The sequence below is a fragment of the Nocardioides pocheonensis genome, assembly GCF_003725535.1.
Taxonomy (GTDB): domain Bacteria; phylum Actinomycetota; class Actinomycetes; order Propionibacteriales; family Nocardioidaceae; genus Marmoricola; species Marmoricola pocheonensis.
Map to the genome: position 1 here is coordinate 466902 of NZ_RJSF01000044.1, position 22543 is coordinate 489444.

At 72.2% G+C, this 22543-nt stretch carries 18 protein-coding genes; 11 read left to right on the plus strand and 7 right to left on the minus strand.

Translation table 11 applies throughout. From position 1 onward, the window contains the following. The first annotated feature begins 44 nt into the window (after positions 1 to 44). Positions 45 to 1268 (plus strand): exonuclease/endonuclease/phosphatase family protein, encoded by a 1224-nt coding sequence (locus EFL26_RS19440; protein WP_148046777.1) that lies wholly within the window; start codon positions 45 to 47, stop codon positions 1266 to 1268. A gap of 124 nt (positions 1269 to 1392) precedes the next feature. Here EFL26_RS19440 and EFL26_RS19445 read toward each other — a convergent pair whose 3' ends face one another. Both EFL26_RS19445 and EFL26_RS19450 read right to left on the minus strand, forming a co-directional pair. Beyond that, complete coding sequence (locus EFL26_RS19445) at positions 1393 to 2790, minus strand: adenylate/guanylate cyclase domain-containing protein (protein ID WP_183408268.1); 1398 nt, start codon at positions 2788 to 2790, stop codon at positions 1393 to 1395. 44 nt (positions 2791 to 2834) lie between these two features. Further along, positions 2835 to 3263: a Crp/Fnr family transcriptional regulator gene (locus EFL26_RS19450; protein WP_183408269.1), complete on the minus strand. Its 429-nt coding sequence runs from the start codon at positions 3261 to 3263 to the stop codon at positions 2835 to 2837. Between the two features lie 132 nt (positions 3264 to 3395). Here EFL26_RS19450 and EFL26_RS19455 point away from each other — a divergent pair, with 132 nt between their 5' ends. Beyond that, on the plus strand, positions 3396 to 4760 hold the full coding sequence (locus tag EFL26_RS19455; RefSeq protein WP_123224523.1) for a flavin-containing monooxygenase: 1365 nt from the start codon (positions 3396 to 3398) through the stop codon (positions 4758 to 4760). Positions 4761 to 4765: 5 nt separating this feature from the next. Here the strand turns inward: EFL26_RS19455 and EFL26_RS19460 are convergent, their stop codons facing one another. Beyond that, positions 4766 to 5383: a hypothetical protein gene (locus tag EFL26_RS19460; protein ID WP_148046778.1), complete on the minus strand. Its 618-nt coding sequence runs from the start codon at positions 5381 to 5383 to the stop codon at positions 4766 to 4768. Positions 5384 to 5466: 83 nt separating this feature from the next. On the opposite strand from EFL26_RS19460, the gene EFL26_RS19465 reads away from it, so the two are divergent. Then, positions 5467 to 8601 carry an ATP-binding protein gene (locus tag EFL26_RS19465; RefSeq protein ID WP_123224525.1) on the plus strand — a complete coding sequence of 1045 codons (3135 nt, stop codon included), beginning with the start codon at positions 5467 to 5469 and terminating at the stop codon, positions 8599 to 8601. 155 nt (positions 8602 to 8756) lie between these two features. On the opposite strand, the gene EFL26_RS19470 is transcribed toward EFL26_RS19465, so the two are convergent. The 3 genes from EFL26_RS19470 to EFL26_RS19480 form a co-directional block, all read right to left on the minus strand. Beyond that, a complete protein-coding gene (locus EFL26_RS19470) occupies positions 8757 to 9596 on the minus strand; it encodes an ABC transporter permease (protein ID WP_123224526.1) in 840 nt (279 codons plus the stop codon). Next, positions 9593 to 10603 (minus strand): ATP-binding cassette domain-containing protein, encoded by a 1011-nt coding sequence (locus tag EFL26_RS19475; protein WP_123224527.1) that lies wholly within the window; start codon positions 10601 to 10603, stop codon positions 9593 to 9595. Before EFL26_RS19475 ends, EFL26_RS19470 begins: the two co-directional genes overlap by 4 nt. Positions 10604 to 10705: 102 nt before the next feature. After that, positions 10706 to 11416 (minus strand): RDD family protein, encoded by a 711-nt coding sequence (locus EFL26_RS19480; RefSeq protein WP_123224528.1) that lies wholly within the window; start codon positions 11414 to 11416, stop codon positions 10706 to 10708. 118 nt (positions 11417 to 11534) lie between these two features. On the opposite strand from EFL26_RS19480, the gene EFL26_RS19485 reads away from it, so the two are divergent. From EFL26_RS19485 to EFL26_RS19520, 8 genes are all read left to right on the plus strand, one after another. Next, on the plus strand, positions 11535 to 12182 hold the full coding sequence (locus EFL26_RS19485) for a TetR/AcrR family transcriptional regulator (RefSeq protein ID WP_246000282.1): 648 nt from the start codon (positions 11535 to 11537) through the stop codon (positions 12180 to 12182). Further along, entirely contained in the window at positions 12179 to 13003 is an 825-nt protein-coding gene (locus tag EFL26_RS19490; protein WP_123224529.1) for a TIGR03084 family metal-binding protein, read from the plus strand. Before EFL26_RS19485 ends, EFL26_RS19490 begins: the two co-directional genes overlap by 4 nt. Beyond that, a complete protein-coding gene (locus EFL26_RS19495; protein ID WP_246000283.1) occupies positions 12996 to 14840 on the plus strand; it encodes an acyclic terpene utilization AtuA family protein in 1845 nt (614 codons plus the stop codon). Before EFL26_RS19490 ends, EFL26_RS19495 begins: the two co-directional genes overlap by 8 nt. Continuing rightward, entirely contained in the window at positions 14837 to 15979 is a 1143-nt protein-coding gene (locus EFL26_RS19500) for an acyl-CoA dehydrogenase family protein (protein ID WP_123224530.1), read from the plus strand. The genes EFL26_RS19495 and EFL26_RS19500 overlap by 4 nt, the downstream gene beginning before the upstream one ends. A 107-nt stretch (positions 15980 to 16086) precedes the next feature. Beyond that, on the plus strand, positions 16087 to 17646 hold the full coding sequence (locus tag EFL26_RS19505; protein WP_221177059.1) for an acyl-CoA carboxylase subunit beta: 1560 nt from the start codon (positions 16087 to 16089) through the stop codon (positions 17644 to 17646). 139 nt (positions 17647 to 17785) lie between these two features. Then, entirely contained in the window at positions 17786 to 19795 is a 2010-nt protein-coding gene (locus EFL26_RS19510) for an ATP-binding protein (protein WP_123224532.1), read from the plus strand. Continuing rightward, the gene (locus EFL26_RS19515; protein WP_123224533.1) at positions 19792 to 20955 is read left to right on the plus strand and encodes an acyl-CoA dehydrogenase family protein; all 1164 of its coding nucleotides are present in this window, start codon (positions 19792 to 19794) and stop codon (positions 20953 to 20955) included. Before EFL26_RS19510 ends, EFL26_RS19515 begins: the two co-directional genes overlap by 4 nt. A 154-nt stretch (positions 20956 to 21109) precedes the next feature. Continuing rightward, positions 21110 to 21859: an enoyl-CoA hydratase family protein gene (locus tag EFL26_RS19520; protein WP_123224534.1), complete on the plus strand. Its 750-nt coding sequence runs from the start codon at positions 21110 to 21112 to the stop codon at positions 21857 to 21859. Between the two features lie 12 nt (positions 21860 to 21871). Here EFL26_RS19520 and EFL26_RS19525 read toward each other — a convergent pair whose 3' ends face one another. Beyond that, the gene (locus tag EFL26_RS19525; RefSeq protein ID WP_123224535.1) at positions 21872 to 22456 is read right to left on the minus strand and encodes a hypothetical protein; all 585 of its coding nucleotides are present in this window, start codon (positions 22454 to 22456) and stop codon (positions 21872 to 21874) included. Between the last annotated feature and the right edge of the window lie 87 nt (positions 22457 to 22543).

A 22543-nucleotide genomic window follows, 5' to 3' on the forward strand; every position in this document is an offset into this window, starting at 1 on the left:
CGGGTGAGGATGAAGGCCTCATCGTCGTTCCGGGAGGGAACTCCATGCGATCTCGTTCTGCCTCGGCCCTCGTGGCTGTCGTGCTGGCGGCTCTCGTCGCCGCGCTCGGCCTCGCGCCGACCGCCTCCGCCAGCAGCCGGGCACACCAGAAGCCGGGCAAGCCGTTGACCGTGATGACCCGCAACCTGTACCTGGGTGCGGACATCAACCGGCCGATCGTCGCGGCACTGACCGCGCAGGGCGCCGGCGGCAGCGCCCAGGACGTCTTCGTGGCGCTGGCCAACGCCTCCCACCAGACCCGGGCGATCGTCGACCAGACCAACTTCACCGTCCGCGCCCGGCTGCTCGCCAAGGAGTTCAAGAAGACCCGCCCCGACCTGGTCGGGCTGCAGGAGGTCGCGCTGTGGCGGCACGGCCCGCTCGACACCGACCCGAGCCTGATCGCCGTGCCGAACGCCACGGTCGTCGACTACGACTACCTCGACATCCTGCTCAAGGCGCTGCGCAAGAAGGGCCTGCACTACAAGGCCGTCGTGGTGGGCACCCGCGCCGACGTGGAGGCGCCCAGCTTCACCGGCGACCCGCGACTCGGCACGATGAGCAGCGACGCCCGCGACGTGCGGCTCACCATGCGCGACGTGATCCTCAAGCGTGCCAAGAACGACGTGAAGGTGCTCGACACCCACGACGCGCTCTACACGCACAACCTGGCGGTCCCGCTGGCGTCGGTCGGCAAGACGTTCAGCTTCAACCGCGGCTACCAGTGGGTCGACGTCCGGCACGGCAGCAAGCGGTTCCGGTTCATCAACACGCACCTGGAGTCAGAGCGCTCGGACCTCGCGCTGGCGCAGGCACAGGAGCTGATCGCGAACGCGCCGTCGTCGACCCGGACGAACGTCTTCGTCTGCGACTGCAACTCCGACCCGCTCAACCACACGATCAAGACCTACCTCAACCCGCCGGACACCCAGCCGCACAGCGCGCCCTACGACTACATCACCGGCCCCGGCGGCTTCACTGACGAGTGGCTGCGCTGGAAGCCGGCCGCCCAGGGCTGGACCTCCGGCCTCTCCGAGCTGGTCAACGACACGACCGCGGCCGGGTTCAACCACCGGATCGACATGGTCTTCGCCCGCAAGGCCACCGGCGGTGGGCTGCCCGTCGACAAGGGCTGGGTGACCGGCACCAAGCTCACCGACCGTGACCCGTCGACCGGCCTCTGGCCGTCGGACCACGGCGGTGTCGTGCTGCGGCTGCGGGGCCTCTGAGAGCGCCGTCCCTCGCGCGCGGCCGTCCAGAGGGACCGCGCGCGAGGGACGACTTCTCCTGCTCACCGGAGGTGGTTTCGAGGCGCGCCGGCGTGGTTCCTGGGCCTGCCGAAGAGCTCGCACCTCAACCGTCGGAAGGCGGCCGCTGCTGGTTGAGGTGCGGTTGCGCAGCAACCGCCTCGAAACCCGGTGCGTGGCTCGCGCGGTGGGTGGGACGGTCGGCCGGCACCATCTCGTGCGGCTGCAGGGTGTCCTCGATCGTGACCTCGACCGATTCCGGTACGCCGGACAGAGTGACGATCTCGCGGCGCCACCCGGGTGACTCCTCGAGTGCCCGCGCGGTGCCGGCGGCCATCAGGATCTGGCCGTCCTTGGCGATGTCGCAGAGCCGGTGGGAGAGGTTCACCGCGGTGCCGACAGCGGCGTACTCGAGCTGGTCCAGCGTGCCGATCGCACCGACCGCGCACTCACCGGAGGCGATCCCGATGCCGGCGCCGAGCGGGGTGTCCGGGGTGGCCCAGCGGGCGGTCACCTCGCGGACCCGGACGAGCATGTCGCGCGCCAGCCGGAGTCCGGCGCGCGTGTGGTCGGCCCGCGGGAACGGCGCGCCGACCAGCACGAGGGCGCCGTCGCCGGCGAAGTCCTTGACGGTGGCGCCGTACTCCTCGGCCGCCGCGATCACGGCGGCGTAGTAGTCCTTGAGGACCTCGACCATCCGTTCCGCGCCGTGCCGCTGCGTGTAGGTGGTGAACCCACGCAGGTCGATGCTCACCGCGGTCAGGCTGTAGATCTCGCACTGCACGTCGTGCGCACCCCGGTGGACGGTCTCCGCGATGCCGGGAGAGAGGTACCGCGCGAGGCTGGTGCGCTCCTCGAACAGCGCCTCCTGCTGGGTCTCGATGACCAGGTGGTCGAGGTAGGTCTGGCGGGTGATCCACTCGATCGCGAGGTTCACGACCATGCCCGTGACCAGGGCGGTGAGCGGGATGAACAGCCCGAGCACCAGGTCCTGGTCGCCGATCGTGCCCTCCCGGTGCCAGGCGACGGTCGTGCCCGCGGCCAGCAGCAGGTACGGCGCGACGCAGGCGAACGCGAGCACGGGAGGGAGGCGGAACATGGTGAGGCCGAAGTACGCCGCCATCGTGGCGCAGGCGCCCACCACCGCGGGGCTGTGGGTCGGGGCGGTCATCGCCACGGCCAGGAAGCCGCCGACCAGGTTGGCCAGCCCGGCGGCGGGCAGCAGCAGCCGGTCGCGACCGGTCGCGTGCGTCCATGCCGCGCCGCCGGCGAGCAGGAGCGCGATCAGCGGGATCAGCCCCAGCGCGAGCCCGCGCAGGTCCACGAGCGCACCGAGGAGCACCGCGAACCAGGCCAGCACGGCCGCGCCGGCGCCGGCGTACATGGCGAAGCGGGTGAACGGCCGGACGTGCTCGGTGCGCCACCCGTGGTAGTCGCGCTCGATGTCGGGATCGGTGAAGCGCAGGCCCCCGAGATCAGCCGGCGCGGAGAGCTCCGGACTCATGGTCCAGCCGTCGGGGCGGCGCATGGTGGGGCCCGGCCCGGGCCTCAGCTGCCCTGGTCGCGCGCGATCCGCTCCTCGACGGCGCCGATGAGGGCGTCGCGGAAGTGCGGGATCTTCGCAGTCAGGGCGGCCACGGTGTCGGTGGTGAAGTGCAGCACCTCGAGCGGGGTGTCGGCGACGACGGTCGCCGAGCGCAGCTTGTGGTTGACCAGCGCCATCTCGCCGATCACCTCGCCGGCACCCAGGCGGGCGACCTCCTCGCCGTGGCGGCGCACCGAGACCTCGCCGGAGAGGATCAGGTAGGCCTTGTCGGCCGGCTGCTGCTCGACCATCAGAGCCCAGTGCTCGGGCACCGTGAGGTACCGCGCGTGCTCGACCACCTCGTGGATCTCGTCGTCGGTGAAGTCCTGGAACCGGTTCACCCGGGCCAGCTTCTCGATTCGCTGCTGTTCGGCGGACTGCCTGCCATGCATGCACAGGGCCTTTCTCGCGTCGACCACACCTCGGCCGAGAAGGTCCCCTCCCCGCTCACGATTGTCGGCGGTCCCGAGGCCGATGTCCATGACCCGTCCGTGTGACCTCGACCAGGAGTACCTTGAGCGGCCATGACCGATCACGCATCCGGAGTGCCCGTCGGGCGGGTCTGCATCGTGGGTGCCGGCTCGTCCGGGATCACCGCCGCGCAGGTGCTGCACGCCCGCGGCGTGGACTTCGACTGCTTCGAGCTCGGCAGCGAGGTCGGCGGGAACTGGCGCTACGACAACGACAACCAGCTGTCCTCGGCGTACGAGTCGCTGCACATCAACACCTCGCGGCAGCTGATGGAGTACGCCGCCTACCCGATGCCCGCCGACCTCCCCGACTACCCCAACCACCGCCAGATCGCGGCCTACTTCGACGACTTCGTCGACCACTTCGGCTTCCGCGACCGGATCCGGTTCCGCACCGAGGTGGTGAAGGTGGCGCCGGTGGTTTCGGCAGGCTCAACCACCCCGAGCGGGTACGACGTGACGGTCCGCCCGGTCGGTGGGGAGCCGGAGACGCGGCGCTACCAGCAGGTGATCGTCGCCAACGGCCACCACTGGGACCCGCGCTGGCCCGAGCCCGGCTTCCCGGGGGCGGACTCGTTCCCGGGGCTGCAGCTGCACGCCCACCACTACCGCACGCCCGAGCCGTTGATCGGCAAGCGCGTGCTCGTGCTCGGCATCGGCAACTCGGCCTGCGACATCGCCGTGGAGTCCTCGCGGGTGGCGGCCTCGACCGACCTGGCGATGCGGCGTGGCGCGCACATCGTGCCGAAGTACCTGCTCGGCGTGCCCACCGACCGGCTCACCGACTCCCCGATCGCGCGCGCCCCGCTGTGGGTGCAGCAGACCGTGATGGGCGCGCTGCTGCGCGTCACCCAGGGCAGGGTCACCGACTACGGGCTGCCGGAGCCGGACCACTCCGTGCTGCACGCCCACCCGACGGTCAGCCAGGACCTGCTCAACCGGCTCGGCCACGGCGACATCACGGTGCGGCCGAACATCGACCGGTTCGAGGGCGCGAAGGTCTTCTTCACCGACGGCTCGTCCGGCGAGTACGACGTCGTCGTGTACTGCACCGGCTACCGGGTCAGGTTCCCGTTCCTCGACTCCACCGTCGTCGCCGCGGAGGACAACCACGTGGCGCTCTACCGCCGCGTGGTCGACCCGGACCATCCCGGGCTCTACTTCCTCGGGCTGATCCAGCCCCTCGGCGCGATCATGCCGCTCGCCGAGGCCCAGGCCCACTGGGTGGCCGACCTGGTCACCGGGGTCGGCGTGCTGCCGTCGCCGGGCGAGATGCGCCGGGAGATCGCGGCGTACGACCGGCGGCTGCGCAAGCGGTTCGTGGCGTCGAAGCGGCACACCATCGAGGTCGACTTCCACGCCTACCGCGCCGAGATCGAGCGCGAGCGCAAGCGTTCGCGCCGCCGCGCCGGGAGGTAGTCGGGTCAGGTCCCGCCGTGGAACACGCCGGTGCGGCCGCCGTACAGGGCGAAGCCGAGCGACACGACCAGCAGCACCAGCCAGGCACGCTCGAGGAACCGCACGGTCATATCGCGCTGCGTCGGCGTCGGCGACGCGACCGAGCGGTGCAGGACCAGCAGCACCACGCCGCTGAACGCCAGGCCGATCAGCGCAGCGAGCCCACCCCACGCCCATCCGACGCTGAGCGGCTCGCCGACCAGGGCGCCGGTGCCGAACTCGTGCTCGACGCCGCCGAAGCGGGAGGGCAGCACGAACATGCTCAGCCCGATCCACGCGCCCAGCAGCAGGCCCCGTCGGCGGCGCTGGTCGGCGGAGAGCCGCCCGCGCTCGTGCCAGCTGACCATCACGAGGACCCACGGGGGAGCGGCCACCATCCAGCCGATCAGCCGCCAGCCGAGCTCGGTCGTCGGCGTCTTCAGCAGCTGCATCGCGACGTCCTCGCCGAACCTCAGCCCCACGACGGCGAACAGCACCGCGGACACGACCAGGGCGACCACGAACCGGCGGCGGTCGGCGCGGTCCTCGCCGTCGGTCACGGCCCTCACCCCGGCTCTCCTGCTCGCGTGCTGCGTCGTGGTCACCCGGCGAATGTACTGGTGCACGTGCGGGCCACCCGAATCGAAACCAGCGGCGCCGCCGGTGGGGCCCTCCCTAGACTGACGCGGTGCCGATCGTCCTGACGCTGCTCGACGGCGTTCTCTGGCAGGGCGTCCCCGTCGTCGGCGACCGCCCTCAGGCACTGCTCGCTGCGCTGGCGGACGGCCACGCCGCGCGAGCCGAGCGGCTGGTCGAGCAGGTCTGGGCCGACGACCCGCCCGCGAGCCCGGCCAAGGCGCTGCAGGTGCTGGTCTCCCGCACGCGCAGCCTGTGCGGCCCCGAGGCCATCGTCCGCGCCGGCGACGGCTACCGGCTCGGGCTCGAGCCCGGCGAGGTCGACGTGCTGGCCGTCCGCGCCGAGACCGCGGCCGCCCGCGGATCCCTCGACTCCGACCCGGCCTCGGCAGGAGCGCACGCGCGGACGGCGCTCGCGCTCGGGGACGGGCTCGCGGTCGCGCCTGCGGAGGCCGGCCCCCTCGCCGACGTACGCCGTGCCGCTCTGCGCGACCTCGGCGCCGCGCGCCGCGTGCTCGCCCAGGCCTCGAGCCGGTGCGGCGCGCACGCCGAGGCGCTGCCGGCGCTCGAGGAGGCCGTCGCCGCGCAGCCCGACGACGAGTCCGTGCTGGCCGACCTGTTGCGGAGCCTGGCCGCGGTGCGCGGGGCAGCCGCCGCGCTCGAGCGCTTCGAGACCTACCGGGCCGACCTGCGTGACCGGCTCGGCGCCGACCCGGGCCCGGCGCTCCAGCGGCTGCACCACGAGCTGCTCAGCCTCGACAACCCGGTCCGCGACGGCGTGCACTTCGAGGCCACCTCGCTGCTCGGCCGCGGCGAGGACATCCGCCGGCTGCGGGCGGCGATGGTCGCGTCGCGCGTGGTCTCGATCGTGGGCGCGGGTGGCCTGGGGAAGACCCGGCTGGCGCACGTGGTCGGCCGCGACGCGGTGCAGCCGGTCGTGCACTTCGTCGAGCTGGTCGGGGTCACGGCTCCGGACGACGTGGTCGGTGAGATCGGATCCGCGCTCGGCGTACGCGACTCGGTGAGCGGGCGACGCACGCTCACCCCGGAGCAGCGCGCCGACGTGCGCGGGCGGATCGCCCAGCACCTCGACCAGGCACCCAGCCTGTTGATCCTCGACAACTGCGAGCACGTCGTGGAGGCAGTGGCCGACCTCGTCGCCTACCTGGTCGCGACCACGCGCGAGCTCCGGGTGCTCACCACCACGCGGGCGCCGCTGGCGATCGCGGCGGAGCGCGTCTACCCCCTCGGTGAGCTCGGCACCGCCGACGCCTCGGAGCTGTTCGTCCAGCGCGCCGTCGCCGCACGACCCGACGTGGTGCTCGACGAGACCGTGGTCGCCGACATCGTGCAGCGGCTGGACGGCCTCCCACTCGCAATCGAGCTGGCGGCGGCCAAGGTGCGCGCGATGTCCGTGGCCGACATCGCGCGCCGGCTGGAGGACCGGTTCACGCTCCTGCGCGGCGGCGACCGCAGCGCACCCGACCGCCACCAGACCCTGCTGGCGGTCATCGACTGGTCGTGGAACCTCCTCGACGACGCCGAGCGGCGCGCGCTGCGCTGGCTCTCCACGTTCCACGACGGGTTCACCCTCGAGGCGGCCGAGAGCCTGCTCGGACCGGCCGCGCTGGACTCCGTGCACACCCTGACCAACCAGTCCCTGCTGGCTCTTCTCGAGAGCGACGCCGGCGTCCGCTACCGGATGCTCGAGACCGTTCGCGAGTTCGGCCGGATGCGGCTGCTCGACGCCGGTGAGGAGCGCGAGGCGCGGGACGCCCACCGGGCCTGGGCGGTGGCGTACGCCGACCGGTACGCCCGCACGCTGGTGAGCGAGGACCAGTTCGCCGCGGTCGACGCCGTCCGCGCCGAGGAGAACAACCTCGCCGACGTCCTGCGCGAGGCGCTCGCGACCGGTGACGCGGCGACCGTCGTCCAGGTGCTGGCGACGCTCGGCACCTACTGGATGATCCTGGGCGACCACCCCCGCATCTACGTGCTCGCCGAGGCGGTGTGCGAGGTCCTCGGCGGCTGGTCGCCGCCCGCAGACGTGGCCGACGCCGCCCGGGTCGCGCTCTCGGTGACGGTGAACAACGCGGTGATCGGCGAGGGGGCGCAGGCCGAGAAGCTGCGCGCGGTGCTGCGGGAGCTCGGGCCGGGCGACAGCGACCCGCGGATCGCCGCCCAGGTCACGATCATGCAGGACTTCGAGCCGACCCAGAGCGAGGCCTTCATCGAGCGGCTCCACGGGTACGCCGCCGGCGGCGACCGCCACCTCGCCATGGCCGCCCTGCTCTGGCTCGGCTTCGCCCTGGAGAACATGGGCGATCCGTCCGGCGCGATGCGGGCCGTCGAGGACGCGCTGCTCCGCGTCGACCCGCGTGACGGTCCCTGGACCCGGGCGATCCTGCACACCCAGGCCGGTCAGCTCGCGATGCAGCTCGGCCGGGTGGACGAGGCGCTCGTGCACGCCCGTGAGGCACTGCCCGTGCTCGAGCGCCTGGGTGCGGTCGACGACGCGCTCCAGCTGCGGTCGCTGATGGTGCTCGCCGCGATCTGGGCGGGCGAGCTGGACGAGGCCGAGCGCGAGATCGGTCTGCTCAACGAGGTGCGCGACATCGACTCCGTCTTCGGCGGCCAGCTGATCGGCTACCTCGGCGCGGCCGAGCTGGCCCTCGCGCGCGACCAGGCCGAGGCGGGTCTGGCGTTCTACCGGTCGGCGGTGGCGAGGGTCCGGGACTTCCAGTTCCCCGGGCTGGAGCTCACCGGCCTGGAGCCCTGGGTGCTGTTCGGCGAGGCGGCCGCGCTCGCGGCGCACGCGCATCACGCGTCGCGCGACGACGAGTTCGGTCTCGCGCTGTTCGAGTCCGTGCGCAGCCGGGTCGGGGGCGTCCTCGACCCGGCGTACCCCTACCGCGACTACCCCGTCTGCGGCGTGGTCTTCATCGCCCTGGGCCTGTGGGGCCTGCGCACCGGCGCGCTCCCCGAGGACGAGGCGATCCGGCTCCTCGTGCTCGCCGACGGGTTCGCCTACAACCGCAGCCTGCCGACGCTCTCGTGGGAGCGGGCGGCGGCCGCCGCCGACGAGCGGGCGCCGGGCGTGCTGGCGACGATCGAGGCCGAGTACGCCGGACGCCGAGGCCCTGACCTCCTCGAGGAGGCCAGGGCCGTGGTGGCGTCGATCGTCTGATCGGGGTCGGCGGGCTCGCCGTGGTTTCGGCAGGCTCAACCACCCGGTGGCTCAGGTTTCGAGCCGCCGTTCGCCCGGGCTCGCGAGCTCGCCCGAGCGAGGCTTCCTCAACCTCTTCGCGTCGCGAGCCTGCTCGTGCCTCGCAGGCTCGCGGCTCAGAGATGCCGCTTGTAGCTGCGCACCGAGAGCGGCGCGAAGATCGCGACGACCAGGACGCAGCCGAGGAGGGCCCAGCCGACGTCGCCGGTCACCTGTCCGTCGTTCATCAGGTCGCGCACCGCGGAGACCACGTGCGAGACCGGGTTGACCTTGACGAACGCCTGCAGCCAGCCGGGCATCGTGTCCTCCTTCACGAAGGCGTTCGACATGAAGGACAGCGGGAACATGATCATCATCGAGATGCCCTGCACCGCCTGGGCGGAGCGCGCGATGGTGCCGAGCCACGTGAAGATCCAGGCCAGCGACCACGCCGCGACGATGGTCAGCGCCCATCCGCCGAGCGTGCCGAGGAAGCCGCCGCCGGGGCGGTAGCCCATCGCCAGGCCGACCAGGATCGTGAGCGTCGCGGCGATGACGTAGCGGATCACGTCGGCCAGGGCGGGCCCGGCGAGCGGGGCGATTCGCGCGATCGGCAGGGACTTGAACCGGTCGAAGACGCCCTTGTCCATGTCCTCCCGCAGCTGGGTGCCCATCGCCATGCACGCGGTGAGCGCGGTCTGGGCGAGGATGCCGGGGATGATCAGCGGCATGTAGTTGGCCACGCTGCCGGAGATCGCCCCACCGAAGATGTAGGTGAACATCGCGGTGAACAGCAGCGGCTGGATGATCACGTCGAAGAACTGCTCCGGGTTGCGCCGCATCTTCTTCGTGGCCCGCCACGCCATCGTCAGGGTCTGGCTCACCGTCTCCTGGAAGCTGGTGTGCGAGCGGGTCCGGGCGACCAGGTCCAGCGGGTCCTGGACCGGCGTACGCGGCGTGGTGATCGTGGTGCTCATCGGGCCACCTCCAGGGCGGGCTCGTCGGTGCGGGAGTCGGACTGGTCGGACTGGCCGGTGTCGTGACCGGTGAGGGCGAGGAAGACCTCGTCGAGGGTGGGCTTGTCGACGCTCACCGAGGTGATCGAGATGCCGGACTGGCGCAGCGCGATCAGGACGTCGGCAGCCCGGTCGGCCTCGTCGAGGGCGACGTTCATCCGGCCGCCCCTCCCGTCGGACGCCTGCGGCGTCAGCACGGGCTCCTCGTGGAGAAGCCGTCGGACGACCTCGATCGCGAGCGCCTGGTCGGCGTCGTGCGCGAGCTGCAGCTGCAGCGAGGCGGCGCCGACCGACGACTTCAGCTCGTCGGGCGTCCCCTCGGCCACCTTGCGACCGCGGTCGATCACCGCGATCCGGTCAGCCAGCTGGTCGGCCTCGTCGAGGTACTGCGTGGTCAGCAGGATCGTGGATCCGTCGGCCACCAGGCCGCGGATCGTGTCCCACATCTGCCCGCGGGTGCGGGGGTCGAGCCCGGTGGTCGGCTCGTCGAGGAAGATCAGCGGCGGTCGGCTGATCAGGCTGGCGGCGAGGTCGAGCCGGCGGCGCATGCCTCCGGAGAACTGGCTGATCGGCTTGTCGGCCGCCTCCTCGAGCGAGAACTGGGCCAGCAGGCGCTCGGCGGTCGCCCGCGCCTCGGCGCGCGGCAGGCCCTGGAGCCGGCCGAACAGCCAGAGGTTCTCCGAGGCGGTGAGGTTCTCGTCGACCGAGGCGTACTGCCCGGTGACGCCGAGCAGCTGGCGGATCCGGTGTGGCTCCCGGCGTACGTCGACGCCGAAGATCTCGGCGTGGCCCTCGTCGATGGAGAGGAGGGTGGCGAGCATGCTGAGCATGGTGGTCTTGCCGGCGCCGTTGGGCCCGAGGACGCCGAAGATCTCGCCGCGGCGTACCTCCAGGTCGACGCCGTCGACGGCGCGGAAGTCGTCGAACGCCTTCACCAGGCCGGTCGCCTGGACTGCGTGTGTGGTCATGGTTGCTCCTTCGCGACCGCCGCTGCTCCCTGCAGCGGCCGGTCACGAGGAACTCTGCGACCTGCCGGTTTCACGCCGCCTACACGGCGGTTTCACCGTGACTCAGTACGGCTGTGGCGGCCAGGGCTGCTGGGTCTGGACCTGCTGCGTCTGGAACGGCGGGGCCTGGTCCTGCTGGCGGAGCACGACCGAGCCGACCAGCTTGTCGGCGAAGGTCTGGCGCTTGGCGTCCCACAGCGGCCACAGGTAGCCGAGGTAGCACGGGAGGCCGTCCAGGATGTGCAGGAGCGAGCGGCCGAACGTGAGCCAGCCGCCGAGGGGCTGGCCGGTGGTCTCCTTGACGACCCGGATGCCGATCCAGTGCTTGCCGAGGCTCGCGCCGGTGCGGCCCTGGCGGAGGATCTGGTTCCAGATCCCGAACCCGATGGCGCCGGCGTACCCGACGACCATGAGCAGGATGCCGACGGTCTGGGTGGCGTTGTCGATCGAGCCGCTCATCCCGGCCCCGAAGCCGGCGACGACGTAGCCGGGGACCAGCAGCAGCGCGTCCAGGATGTAGGCGCCCACGCGGAGTCCCCAGTGCGCGTAGGGGATCGCCGGTCCGCCGTAGCCGTACGGCGGGTGGCCCGGCGCCGCGGGGTAGCCGGGCTGTGCGGCGTACGGCGAGGCCGGCTGGCCCGACGGGTAGGACGGGTAGGACGACGGCGGCGGCGGAGGCGGCGGGGGAGGCGGCGGCGGCGGTGTCGAGCCGGCGGGGCCCGCGCCCCAGGGCGTCTGGCCCGGCTGGTCGGTCGGCTGGTCCGGATCGCTCATGCGCGTCCTCCTCGAGATCGGCCCGAGCCTAGAGGTCCCGCTGCGCGTCCGCCCGGGAACGCGTCGAAACTAAAAGTCAGGCTTGACTGTTTGTTGTTGCAGGAGTCAGGATGACCGCGTGACCAGCGGAGGGGTGGCGACGACGCGCGTGCCCCAGGAGGAGCGCACCCGCGCGATGCGGCAGCGGCTCCTCGAGGCCACGCTGCAGTGCCTGGTCGAGCACGGCTGGAGCGGCACCTCCACCACGCTGGTCTCCCAGCGGGCCGGGGTCAGCCGAGGCGCACAGCTGCACCACTTCCCGACCAAGGCCGATCTCGTGGTCGCCGCGGTCGAGCACATCGCGACCGTGCGCCGCGAGGAGCTCGCCCAGGCCGCCGCCGCGCTCCCGCGGGACCAGCGCCGCACCCGCGAGGTCCTCGAGCTGCTCGGCGAGCACTTCACGGCCGACGTCTTCGCCGCGGCGCTCGAGCTCTGGGTGGCCGCCCGCACCGACCCGCAGCTGCTGGCCGCCGTCGAGCCACTGGAGCGGGTGACCGGTCGCGAGACCCACCGGCTGACCGTCGAGATGCTCGACGTCGACGAGAGCCGCCCCGGGGCCCGCGAGCTGGTGCAGGCGACGCTCGACCTGATCCGCGGCCTCGGCCTGGCCAGCACGATCAGCGACGACCAGGCCCGCCGCGCACGCGTGCTCGACCGCTGGGCCGAGGTGCTCGACCACGAGCTGCCCCGCCGGGAGCACCACCGCCAGGAGAGAGGGACCCGATGACCGACAAGCGTGCCGTGCTGGAGCAGGTGCTCGCCGACCTGACCGCCGAGGGCGACCAGCTGGAGGCCGCGGTGGTCGGGCTCGACGAGGCGGCCTGGCGCACGCCGGTGCCCGCGGAGGGCTGGGACATCGCGACGACGATCGTCCACCTGGCGTGGACCGACGAGAGTGCGCTGGCCGCGGGCACCGACAAGGCGGCGTGGGACGCGCTCGTGCTCGCGGCGCTGGAGGACCCGCAGAACTTCGTCGACGTGCAGGCCTTCGAGGGTGCCCGGGCACCCGCTCCCGAGATCCTCGCGCGCTGGCAGCGCTTGCGGCCCGCCGTCGTCGCGATGCTGCGCGCCTACCCCGAGGGTCAGAAGCTCCCCTGGTACGGGCCGCCGATGAGCCCGACGTCGATGGCCACCGCGCGGTTCATGGAGACCTGGGCGCACGCCCTCGACGTGTACGACGCGCTGATCTCCGCCGGTGCGATGACCGCGCGGCCGGAGCCGACCGACCGGGTCCGGCACATCGCGCACCTCGGTGTGCGCACCCGCGACTTCGCCTTCGGGGTGCACGGGCTGGAGCCTCCGACCGACGAGTTCCGGGTCGAGCTGGTCTCCCCCTCCGGCGAGACCTGGACCTGGGGCCCGGAGGACGCGGCGCAGCGGGTCAGCGGGTCGGCGTACGACTTCTGCCTGCGGGTGACCCAGCGCGCGCACCGCGAGGACACCGACCTCGTCGCCGTCGGCGCCGACGCCGACCGCTGGCTGGACATCGCCCAGGCCTTCGCCGGTCCGGCCGGTGCGGGCCGGAAGGCCACGGTGCACGGTGGCTGAGGTCTCCGCAGGCTCGACGGTTTCGGCAGGCTCAACCACCGGGACCGTGCGGATCGGCAACTGCAGCGGGTTCTACGGCGACCGGCTCTCGGCGATGCGCGAGATGCTCGAGGGCGGTGAGCAGAGCCTGGACTACCTGACCGGTGACTACCTGGCCGAGCTCACCATGCTGATCCTCGGCAAGGACCGGCTGCGCGACCCGTCGCTCGGCTACGCGCGCACGTTCCTGACCCAGGTGACCGACTGCCTGGCGCTCGCGCTGGACCGCGGCGTGCGGATCGTCGCCAACGCGGGCGGGCTGAACCCGGCCGGCCTCGCCGCGAAGCTCGAGGAGGTCGCCGCGTCGCAGGGGCTGGCCGCGAAGATCGCGTGGGTCGACGGCGACGACCTCGCGCCCCGCGCGGCAGAGCTCGGGCTCGGCGGGGCGCTGACCGCGAACGCCTACCTCGGCGCGTTCGGGATCGCCCGCGCCCTCGAGGAGGGCGCCGACATCGTGGTGACCGGCCGGGTCACGGACGCCTCGGTCGTCGTCGGACCGGCGATCGCCCACCACGGCTGGTCGCGCACGGCGTACGACGCCCTGGCCGGCGCCGTGGTCGCCGGGCACATCGTCGAGTGCGGCACCCAGGCCACCGGCGGCAACTTCTCGGGCTTCCTCGAGCTCCCGCGCGACGCCACCCCGCTCGGGTTCCCGATCGCCGAGATCGACGCCGACGGCTCGTTCGTGGTCACCAAGCACCCCGGCTCGGGCGGCCTGGTGTCGCTCGACACCGTCACCGCGCAACTGATGTACGAGGTGCAGTCGACCCAGTACCTCGGCCCCGACGTGACCGCGGACCTCGCGTCCGTCCGGCTCTCCGACGACGGCCCCGACCGGGTGCGCGTCAGCGATGTCCGTGGGTCGCAGCCTCCGGAGCAGCTCAAGGTCTGCGTCAACGAGCTCGGCGGATTCCGCAACCAGATGGAGTTCGTGCTCACCGGCCTGGACATCGACGCGAAGGCCGACTGGGTGCGCACCCAGCTGGAGAGCCGGCTCGCCGAGCAGCCGCCTGCCTCGGTGTCGTGGTCGCTCGGCTCGCGGCCCGCCCCGGACGCGGACTCCGAGGAGGCGGCGTCCTGCCTGCTCCGCGTGGTGGTCAAGGACCCGTCGGGCGACGTCGTCGGCAAGCCGTTCAGCGCCGCCGCCGTCGAGCTGGCGCTGGCGTCCTACCCCGGCTTCACGTTGACCGCCCCGCCGGGCAAGCCGTCGCCGTACGGCGTCTACCGGCCGGCGTACGTCGACCGCGGCGAGGTCGAGGAGACCGTGCACCTCTGGGACGGCCGCACGGTCGTGATCCCGGAGTTTCGGCAGGCTCAACCACCGATGGATGAGGCTCAACCACCGATGGATGAGGCCCCACCACGGGTGGTTGAGCCTGCCGAAACCACCGGCGTCGTCGTCCCGACCGTCGAGCCGCCCGCCGCGGCGGCGTACGCCGAGGACACCCCGACCCGGTGCGTGCCGCTCGGCACGTTCGTGCACGCCCGCAGCGGTGACAAGGGCGGCGACGCCAACGTGGGCCTGTGGGTCGGCGGCGAGCGCGGCGAGCTGCGCGACCGCCGCGTCGCCTGGCTGCTGCACGTGATCACCGCCGACCACGTCCGCCGGCTCGTGCCGGAGGCCAAGGACCTCGACGTCGAGGTGTTCGGCCTGCCCAACCTCGGTGGGGTGAACGTCCTGATCCGGGGCCTCCTCGGCGAGGGCGTGGCCGCCAGCACGCGCTTCGACCCGCAGGCGAAGGCGCTCGGTGAGTGGCTGCGGTCGCGCAGCGTGCACGTTCCGGAGGACTTGCTGTGACCTTCCTGACCGACGAGCGCCGGGCGCTCCAGGCCGCCGCGCGGACCTTCGTCGAGCGCGAGGTGACGCCCCACCTGCAGGAGTGGGAGGACGCCGGCGAGATCCCGCGCTCGCTGCACCAGTCCGCGGCGAAGGCGGGCCTGCTCGGCCTCGGCTTCCCGGAGGAGGCCGGCGGCGAGGGCGGTGACCTGCTCGACTCCACGGCGATGCAGGAGGCGTTCTTCGAGGCGGGCGGCTCGTCCGGCCTGGCGGCGGGCCTCTTCACCCACGGCATCGCCCTGCCCCACCTGGTCGCCAACGGCAGCGCCGACCTCGTCGAGCGCTACGCCCGCCCGACGCTGGCAGGCGAGCTGATCGGCTCGCTCGCGGTCACCGAGCCGGGCGGCGGGTCCGACGTCGCCGGCATCCGCACGACCGCCGTGCGCGACGGCGACCACTACGTGATCAACGGCGCGAAGACCTTCATCACCAGCGGCGTGCGCGCCGACTTCGTGACCACCGCCGTGCGCACCGGCGGCCCGGGCCATGCCGGCATCTCGCTGATCGTCGTGGACAAGGGCACGCCCGGCTTCACCGTCGACCGCAGCCTGCGCAAGATGGGCTGGCACTGCTCCGACACCGCCGAGCTGTCGTACGTCGACGTCCGCGTGCCCGCGTCGAACCTCGTCGGCGAGGAGAACTCCGGCTTCTACCAGATCGCCGAGCAGTTCGTCGTCGAGCGGATCGGGCTCGCCGTGCACGCCTACGGCATCGCCTCGCGCAGCCTGGCGCTGACCGCGGCGTACGCCCGCGAGCGGGAGACGTTCGGCAAGCCGCTGATCGCGAACCAGGTGGTGCGGCACACGCTGGTGGAGATGCACCGGCTGGTCGAGGTCGCGCGCACCTACACCCGCGAGGTGGCGGCCCGCCATGTCGCGGGCGAGAACGTCATTGCCGAGGCGTGCCTGGCGAAGCAGACCGCCGTGGAGGCCTGCGAGACCGTCGTCGACCGGGCCGTCCAGATCCACGGCGGCACCGGCTACATGCACGGGACCGAGGTGGAGCGGCACTACCGCGACTCCCGGATCCTGCCGATCGGAGGAGGAGCGACCGAAGTGCTCACCGACCTTGCCGCCCGACTGATGGGCTACGCGTCATGACCACTGGGACTCCGGAGGTCGAGCCGTCGCCACAGGTGGTTGAGCCTGCCGAAACCCCCGCCGCGGTTTCGGCAGGCTCAACCACCGAGACCACCAACCGCGAGGCCATGCTCGCCAAGCTCGCCGACCTCGACGAGCAGCACGCGGTCGCCGTTGCCGGCGGCGGCGAGCGCAGCGTCGAGCGGCACCGCAAGCGGGGCAAGCTGCTGCCCCGCGAGCGGATCGAGCTGCTGATCGACCCCGGTACGGCGTTCCTCGAGCTGTCCCCGCTGGCCGGCTGGGGATCCGACTTCACCGTCGGCGCCAGCGTGGTCACCGGCATCGGCGTGATCGAGGGCGTCGAGTGCATGATCACCGCGAACGACCCGACGGTGAAGGGCGGCGCCTCCAACCCGTGGACCGTCAAGAAGATCTTCCGGGCCTCGCAGATCGCCGAGGAGAACCGGCTCCCCACGGTCGCGCTCGTCGAGTCGGGCGGCGCTGACCTGCCCACGCAGAAGGAGATCTTCATCCCGGGCGGGAAGCTGTTCCGCGACATCACCCGCTCGTCGGCGGCCAAGCTGCCCACGATCGCACTGGTCTTCGGCAACTCCACCGCCGGCGGCGCCTACGTGCCGGGCATGAGCGACTACACCGTCATGGTCAAGGAGCAGGCCAAGGTCTTCCTCGGTGGCCCGCCGCTGGTGAAGATGGCGACCGGCGAGGAGTCCGACGACGAGTCCCTCGGTGGCGCCGAGATGCACGCGCGCGTCTCCGGGCTGGCCGACTACCTCGCCGTCGACGAGCACGACGCGCTGCGGATCGGCCGGCGCATCGTCGCCCGGCTGAACTGGCGCAAGCCCGACCACGGCACGCGCATCCAGCTCGCGTACGCCGAGCCCGAGGCCGACCCCGACGAGCTCCTCGACCTGATCCCGCAGGACCTCAAGGAGCCGTTCGACCCGCGCGAGGTGATCGCGCGCATCGCCGACGGCCGCAGTGCCGGCAACGAGGTGGTCTTCGACGAGTTCAAGCCGCTCTACGGCGGCTCCCTGGTCACCGGCTGGGCGCGGATCCATGGCCACCAGGTCGGCATCCTGGCCAACGCGCAGGGGGTGCTGTTCTCCGAGGAGGCGCAGAAGGCCACGCAGTTCATCCAGCTGGCCAACCAGGTCGACGTGCCGCTGCTGTTCCTGCACAACACCACCGGCTACATGGTCGGCGCCGAGTACGAGCAGGGCGGGATCATCAAGCACGGCGCCCAGATGATCAACGCGGTCAGCAACTCGAGGGTGCCGCACCTGTCGGTGATCATGGGCGCGTCGTACGGCGCCGGCAACTACGGCATGAACGGCCGCGCCTACGACCCGCGCTTCCTCTTCACCTGGCCGAGCGCGAAGTCGGCGGTGATGGGGCCGCAGCAGCTCGCGGGCGTGCTCAGCATCGTCGCGCGGGCCGCCGCCGGGGCGAAGGGCAAGGAGTACGACGAGGAGGCCGACGCCGGCATGCGCGCCTTCATCGAGGCCTCGGTCGAGGAGCAGAGCCTGCCGTACTTCCTGTCCGGGATGCTCTACGACGACGGCGTGATCGACCCGCGCGACACCCGCACCGTGCTCGGCATCTGCCTGTCCGTGATCGCCAACGCCCCCATCGAGGGCACGGACCGCTTCGGCGTCTTCAGGATGTGAGGGAGATGTCGATGTCGATCCGTCAGGTGGTTTCGAGGCTCCTCGCTGGCGCTCGTCGCACCTCAACCACCCCCGATGTGACCGCCTCTCCGCTGGTTGAGGTGCGAGCGCAGCGAGCCTCGAAACCAAGGAGAGTCCTGTGATCCAGCGCATCCTGGTCGCGAACCGGGGCGAGATCGCGCGCCGCGTGTTCACGACCTGCCGTCGGCTCGGGATCGGCACGGTGGCGGTGTTCTCCGACGCCGACGCCGATCTGCCGTTCGTGCGTGAGGCCGACCTGGCCGTGCGGCTGCCGGGCGTCACGCCGGCCGAGACCTACCTGCGCGGCGACCTCGTCGTCGAGGCGGCGCGACGCGCGGGCGCCGACGCGGTGCACCCCGGCTACGGCTTCCTGTCGGAGAACGCCGGGTTCGCGCGCGCCGTGACCGAGGCCGGGCTCACCTGGATCGGCCCGACCTGGGAGTCGATCGAGACGATGGGCTCCAAGGTCGCCGCGAAGAAGCTGATGGCCGAGGCCGGCGTACCGGTGTTCGGCGAGGTCGATCCGGCGGCCGCCACGGAGGACGACCTGCCCCTGCTGGTCAAGGCATCGGCAGGCGGCGGCGGGCGCGGCATGCGGATCGTCCGGTCGCTCGACCAGCTCGCCGAGCAGGTGGCGCTGGCGTCGGCCGAGGCCGAGTCGGCGTTCGGCGACCCGACCGTGTTCTGCGAGCCGTACCTCGAGCACGGTCGCCACGTCGAGGTTCAGGTGATCGGCGACCAGCACGGGCAGGTCCTGGTGCTCGGCGACCGCGACTGCTCGATCCAGCGCCGCCACCAGAAGGTGATCGAGGAGGCGCCGGCGCCCGGGCTGCCGCACCACGTCCGCGAGACGCTGCACGAGGGCGCGCGGCTCGCCGCCGAGGCGATCTCGTACGTCGGCGCGGGCACCGTCGAGTTCATGGTGTCGGGCGACAAGGTCTCCTTCCTCGAGATGAACACCCGCCTCCAGGTCGAGCACCCGGTCACCGAGGCGGTCTTCGGGATCGACCTGGTCGAGCAGCAGATCCGCGTCGCCGAGGGCAACCCCGTGCCGCAGGCGCCCACCGATCCGCGCGGCCACGCCGTCGAGGTGCGGCTCTACGCCGAGGACCCGGCAGCCGACTACCAGCCGCAGAGCGGCCGGCTCGACCGGCTCGAGGTGCCGGCGGACCTGGAGTTCGAGCAGTTCGCGACCTGGGGCACCCGCCTGGACAGCGGCTTCGTCTCCGGCAACGACGTCGGCACCCACTACGACGCGATGCTCGCGAAGGTGATCGCGTGGGCGCCGACCCGGGCGCTGGCGCTCAGGCAGCTCGCCGGCCTGCTGCGGCGCTCGCGGGTCCACGGCCTGCGCACGAACTGCGACCAGCTGGTCGAGCTGCTCGAGCACCCGGTGTACGTCGACGAGCGCATGTCGACCGCGTTCCTCACCGAGGAGGACCTGGTCTCGACCTCCACCGGGCTGGTCCCGGGCGATCCGGAGGACCGGTCCCGCGCGTGCTTCGCGGCGGCGATGGCCGTCGTCGAGGAGGCGCGGCTGGCCCGCACGGTGCAGGCGGGCATCCCCGCCGGCTGGCGCAACGTGCACTCCGGGCCGCAGGTGGAGACCTTCGAGCTCGCCGGCGAGGAGCTGCGGGTCGGGTGGCGGCGTACGCACGAAGGGCTCGAGCTGGTCGACCTGCACGGTGACCTGGAGGGCGTCCGGCTCGACGGGGTGACGCCGATCGAGGGCGGCTACCGGGTCGTGGTCGACCACGACGACCTCCGCGCGCCGTACGACGTGTTCGTCACCGGCCACCGCGTCGACGTCGAGTCGGCCGCCGGCCACCTCGCGCTGACCCGGGTGCCGCGGTTCGTCGACCCGGCCGAGCAGGTGCACGCCGGGTCGCTGCTCGCCCCGATGCCCGGCACCGTGATCGCGGTGCAGGCGGAGTCCGGCGCCGCCGTCGAGCCCGGGCAGCCGCTGCTCGTGCTCGAGGCGATGAAGATGCAGCACACCATCAACGCACCGACCGCCGGCCTCCTCGAGGTCGCGGTGCAGGTGGGTCAGCAGGTTTCCGCGGGCGACGTGCTCGCGGTGGTTTCGGCAGGCTCGACCTCCGAGGAAGACGAAGGAGACCAGGGATGACCATCGCGTTCAGCGAGTCCGAGGAGCGCCAGGAGCTGCGTCGCCAGGTGGCCAGGCTCGCCGCCACGTTCGGTCGCGACTACTTCACCGAGAAGGCGCGCAAGGGCGAGAAGACGACCGAGCTGATGGAGGCGGTCGGCAAGGCCGGCTACCTCGGCGTCAACCTGCCCGAGGAGTTCGGCGGCGGTGGCGGCGGCATCGGGGATGTCGCCGCGGTCTGCGAGGAGCTCGCCGCGCAGGGCTGCCCGCTGCTGATGATGGTGGTCTCGCCGGCGATCTGCGGCACCGTGATCTCCCGGTTCGGCACCGAGGAGCAGAAGCAGAAGTGGCTGCCCGGCATCTGCGACGGCACCGGCACGATGGCCTTCGCGATCACTGAGCCCGACGCCGGCTCGAACTCCCATCGGATCACCACGACCGCCCGGCGCGACGGCGACGAGTGGCTGCTCAAGGGCCAGAAGGTCTTCATCTCCGGCATGGACGAGGCCGAGAACGTGCTGGTCGTGGCGCGCACCGAGGACGCGAAGACCGGCAAGCTCAAGCCCTGCCTCTTCGTCGTCCCCACCGACGCGAAGGGCCTGACCTACCAGCACATCCCGATGGAGTTCACCAGCCCGGAGTGGCAGTTCCAGGTCTTCATCGACGACGTCCGGCTGCCGGCGGACTCGCTGGTCGGTGACGAGGACGCCGGCCTGATCCAGCTGTTCGCCGGCCTCAACCCGGAGCGGATCATGGCCGCGTCGTTCTCCACGGGCATCGCCCGGCACGCGCTCGAGCGCGCCACGGCGTACGTCAAGGACCGGCAGGTCTGGGGCGAGCCGATCGGCGCCCACCAGGGCATCGCGCACCCCTTGGCGCAGTCCAAGATCGAGATCGAGCTGGCCCGGCTGATGACCCAGAAGGCCGCGGCGCTCTACGACGCCGGCGACGACATGGGTGCAGGCGAGGCCGCCAACATGGCCAAGTACGCCGCCGCCGAGGCCGCCTGCGACGCCGCCGACCGTGCCGTCCAGGCCCACGGCGGTAACGGCATCACCCAGGAGTACGGCGTCGGCGGCCTCATCCTCGCCGCCCGCGTCGGCCGGATCGCCCCGGTCAGCCGCGAGATGATCCTCAACTTCGTCGGCATGCACTCCCTCGGCCTGCCCAAGTCCTACTGACACACTCGTTGAGTTGGGTGCAACCGCCCTTCGAGTAGCGAGAAACCGTCCGGAACGCCGGATCACCCTCCCCTTCGAGGGCGGGGACTCGCTACTCGCCGGGCGGTTTGGCCCAACTCAAGGGGCGATTTCACCCAACTCGACGAGGAGCGGCATGACGGAGCTGGTGCACTACGAAACGGGCGACGACGGGGTCGCGACGATCACGCTGGACTCGCCGCACAACCGCAACGCACTGTCGCGGCAGCTGGTCGGAGAGCTGTTCGACCGGCTCGACCGGGCGGCCGCGGACGACGCGGCGCGGGTCGTGGTGCTCCGGTCGGCCGACCGGGTCTTCTGCTCCGGCGCCGACCTGAGCGAGGCCGCGACCGGGTCGATGGAGGAGGGCGCCCGCGCGATCGTCGACCTGCAGCGGCGCATCCTCGCCCACCCGCTGCCGGTGGTCACCCGGCTGGCCGGACCGGTGCGGGCCGGCGGGCTGGGGATCGTCGCGGCCAGCGACGTGGTGATCTGCAGCGAGGAGGTGACCTTCGCGTTCACCGAGTCGCGGCTGGCGCTGGCGCCTGCGGTCATCTCGCTGACGGTGCTTCCGCGGCTGACCAGCCGGGCGGCGTACGACACGTTCCTGACCGGGCGGACGTTCGCGGCCGCCGAGGCCGCGGCGATGGGCCTGGTCACGCGGTCGGTGCCGGACGCCCACCTCGACGAGACGGTGTCGGCCGTCTGCGCCGAGCTCGGCAAGGCGCACCCGCAAGGGCTCCGGGAGACCAAGGCGCTGCTGGCGCGCCCGATCCTGGCAAACGTCGAGGCGGGCGCCGAGGACATGATCGCCCTCAGCGCCCGCCTCTTCGGCTCCGACGAGGCGCGAGAGGCGATGCTCGCTTTCCTCAGCCGGAAGACCTGACCGGCGCCTGCGTCAGCGGAAGATGCGCGGGCTGTAGATGCCGGACGTGCCGTTGCTCAGGGCGTCGTCGATCCACATCGTGTCGCTGCTCGTGAAGCCCGTGAACGACATCCCGGCCATGGCGACCTGGACCCAGCGGGGCTTGCCCAGGCAGGAGCGCGGTACGACGACCGTGGCGGTCTTCGCGGTGTAGTCGATCCGGTGCGCGATGCGGCAGGCGATCGCCTTCTTGGGTCGGGTCGGCTTGGTCATCCGGACCCGGCCGCCCGGGAAGGTCGCGTTGCCGACGAGGGTCACCACGCGCCGCATCGACGGCGTGCGGATCACGAAGACGTGCGTGTTGAACTCGCTGTTGGCCTGGAGGTCCAGGTAGCGCAGCTGCAGCACCACGGCGCGACGCTTGTGCCGGATCGTGCTGCCCACGACGTCGCCGACCGTGCGGGTGGGCGCCGGCGTGGGAGCCGTGGACGTGGCGGGCGCCGTGTACACGTCGCCGGTGCCGTCGGCGTGGCTCCAGGAGTTCGCCTCCGCCGCGGTGGGCACCAGCACGGCGACGACGGTCGCCAGGGCCAGGGCGCTGGAACGGATGAGCTTCACGGGACCTCCCGAGATCGAGGGCGGTCCGGGGCGACCGCACCGGGGCAGGCTACGTCGTGCCGCAGGACCGCGCGGCCGTTTTCCGGA

Coding starts and splice junctions, on each gene's coding strand:
- EFL26_RS19440 (WP_148046777.1), top strand. CDS start 45: ATGCGATCTCGTTCTGCCTCGGCCCTCGTGGCTGTCGTGCTGGCGGCT.
- EFL26_RS19445 (WP_183408268.1), bottom strand. CDS start 2,790: ATGAGTCCGGAGCTCTCCGCGCCGGCTGATCTCGGGGGCCTGCGCTTC.
- EFL26_RS19450 (WP_183408269.1), bottom strand. CDS start 3,263: ATGCATGGCAGGCAGTCCGCCGAACAGCAGCGAATCGAGAAGCTGGCC.
- EFL26_RS19455 (WP_123224523.1), top strand. CDS start 3,396: ATGACCGATCACGCATCCGGAGTGCCCGTCGGGCGGGTCTGCATCGTG.
- EFL26_RS19470 (WP_123224526.1), bottom strand. CDS start 9,596: ATGAGCACCACGATCACCACGCCGCGTACGCCGGTCCAGGACCCGCTG.
- EFL26_RS19475 (WP_123224527.1), bottom strand. CDS start 10,603: ATGACCACACACGCAGTCCAGGCGACCGGCCTGGTGAAGGCGTTCGAC.
- EFL26_RS19480 (WP_123224528.1), bottom strand. CDS start 11,416: ATGAGCGATCCGGACCAGCCGACCGACCAGCCGGGCCAGACGCCCTGG.
- EFL26_RS19490 (WP_123224529.1), top strand. CDS start 12,179: ATGACCGACAAGCGTGCCGTGCTGGAGCAGGTGCTCGCCGACCTGACC.
- EFL26_RS19505 (WP_221177059.1), top strand. CDS start 16,087: ATGCTCGCCAAGCTCGCCGACCTCGACGAGCAGCACGCGGTCGCCGTT.
- EFL26_RS19515 (WP_123224533.1), top strand. CDS start 19,792: ATGACCATCGCGTTCAGCGAGTCCGAGGAGCGCCAGGAGCTGCGTCGC.
- EFL26_RS19520 (WP_123224534.1), top strand. CDS start 21,110: ATGACGGAGCTGGTGCACTACGAAACGGGCGACGACGGGGTCGCGACG.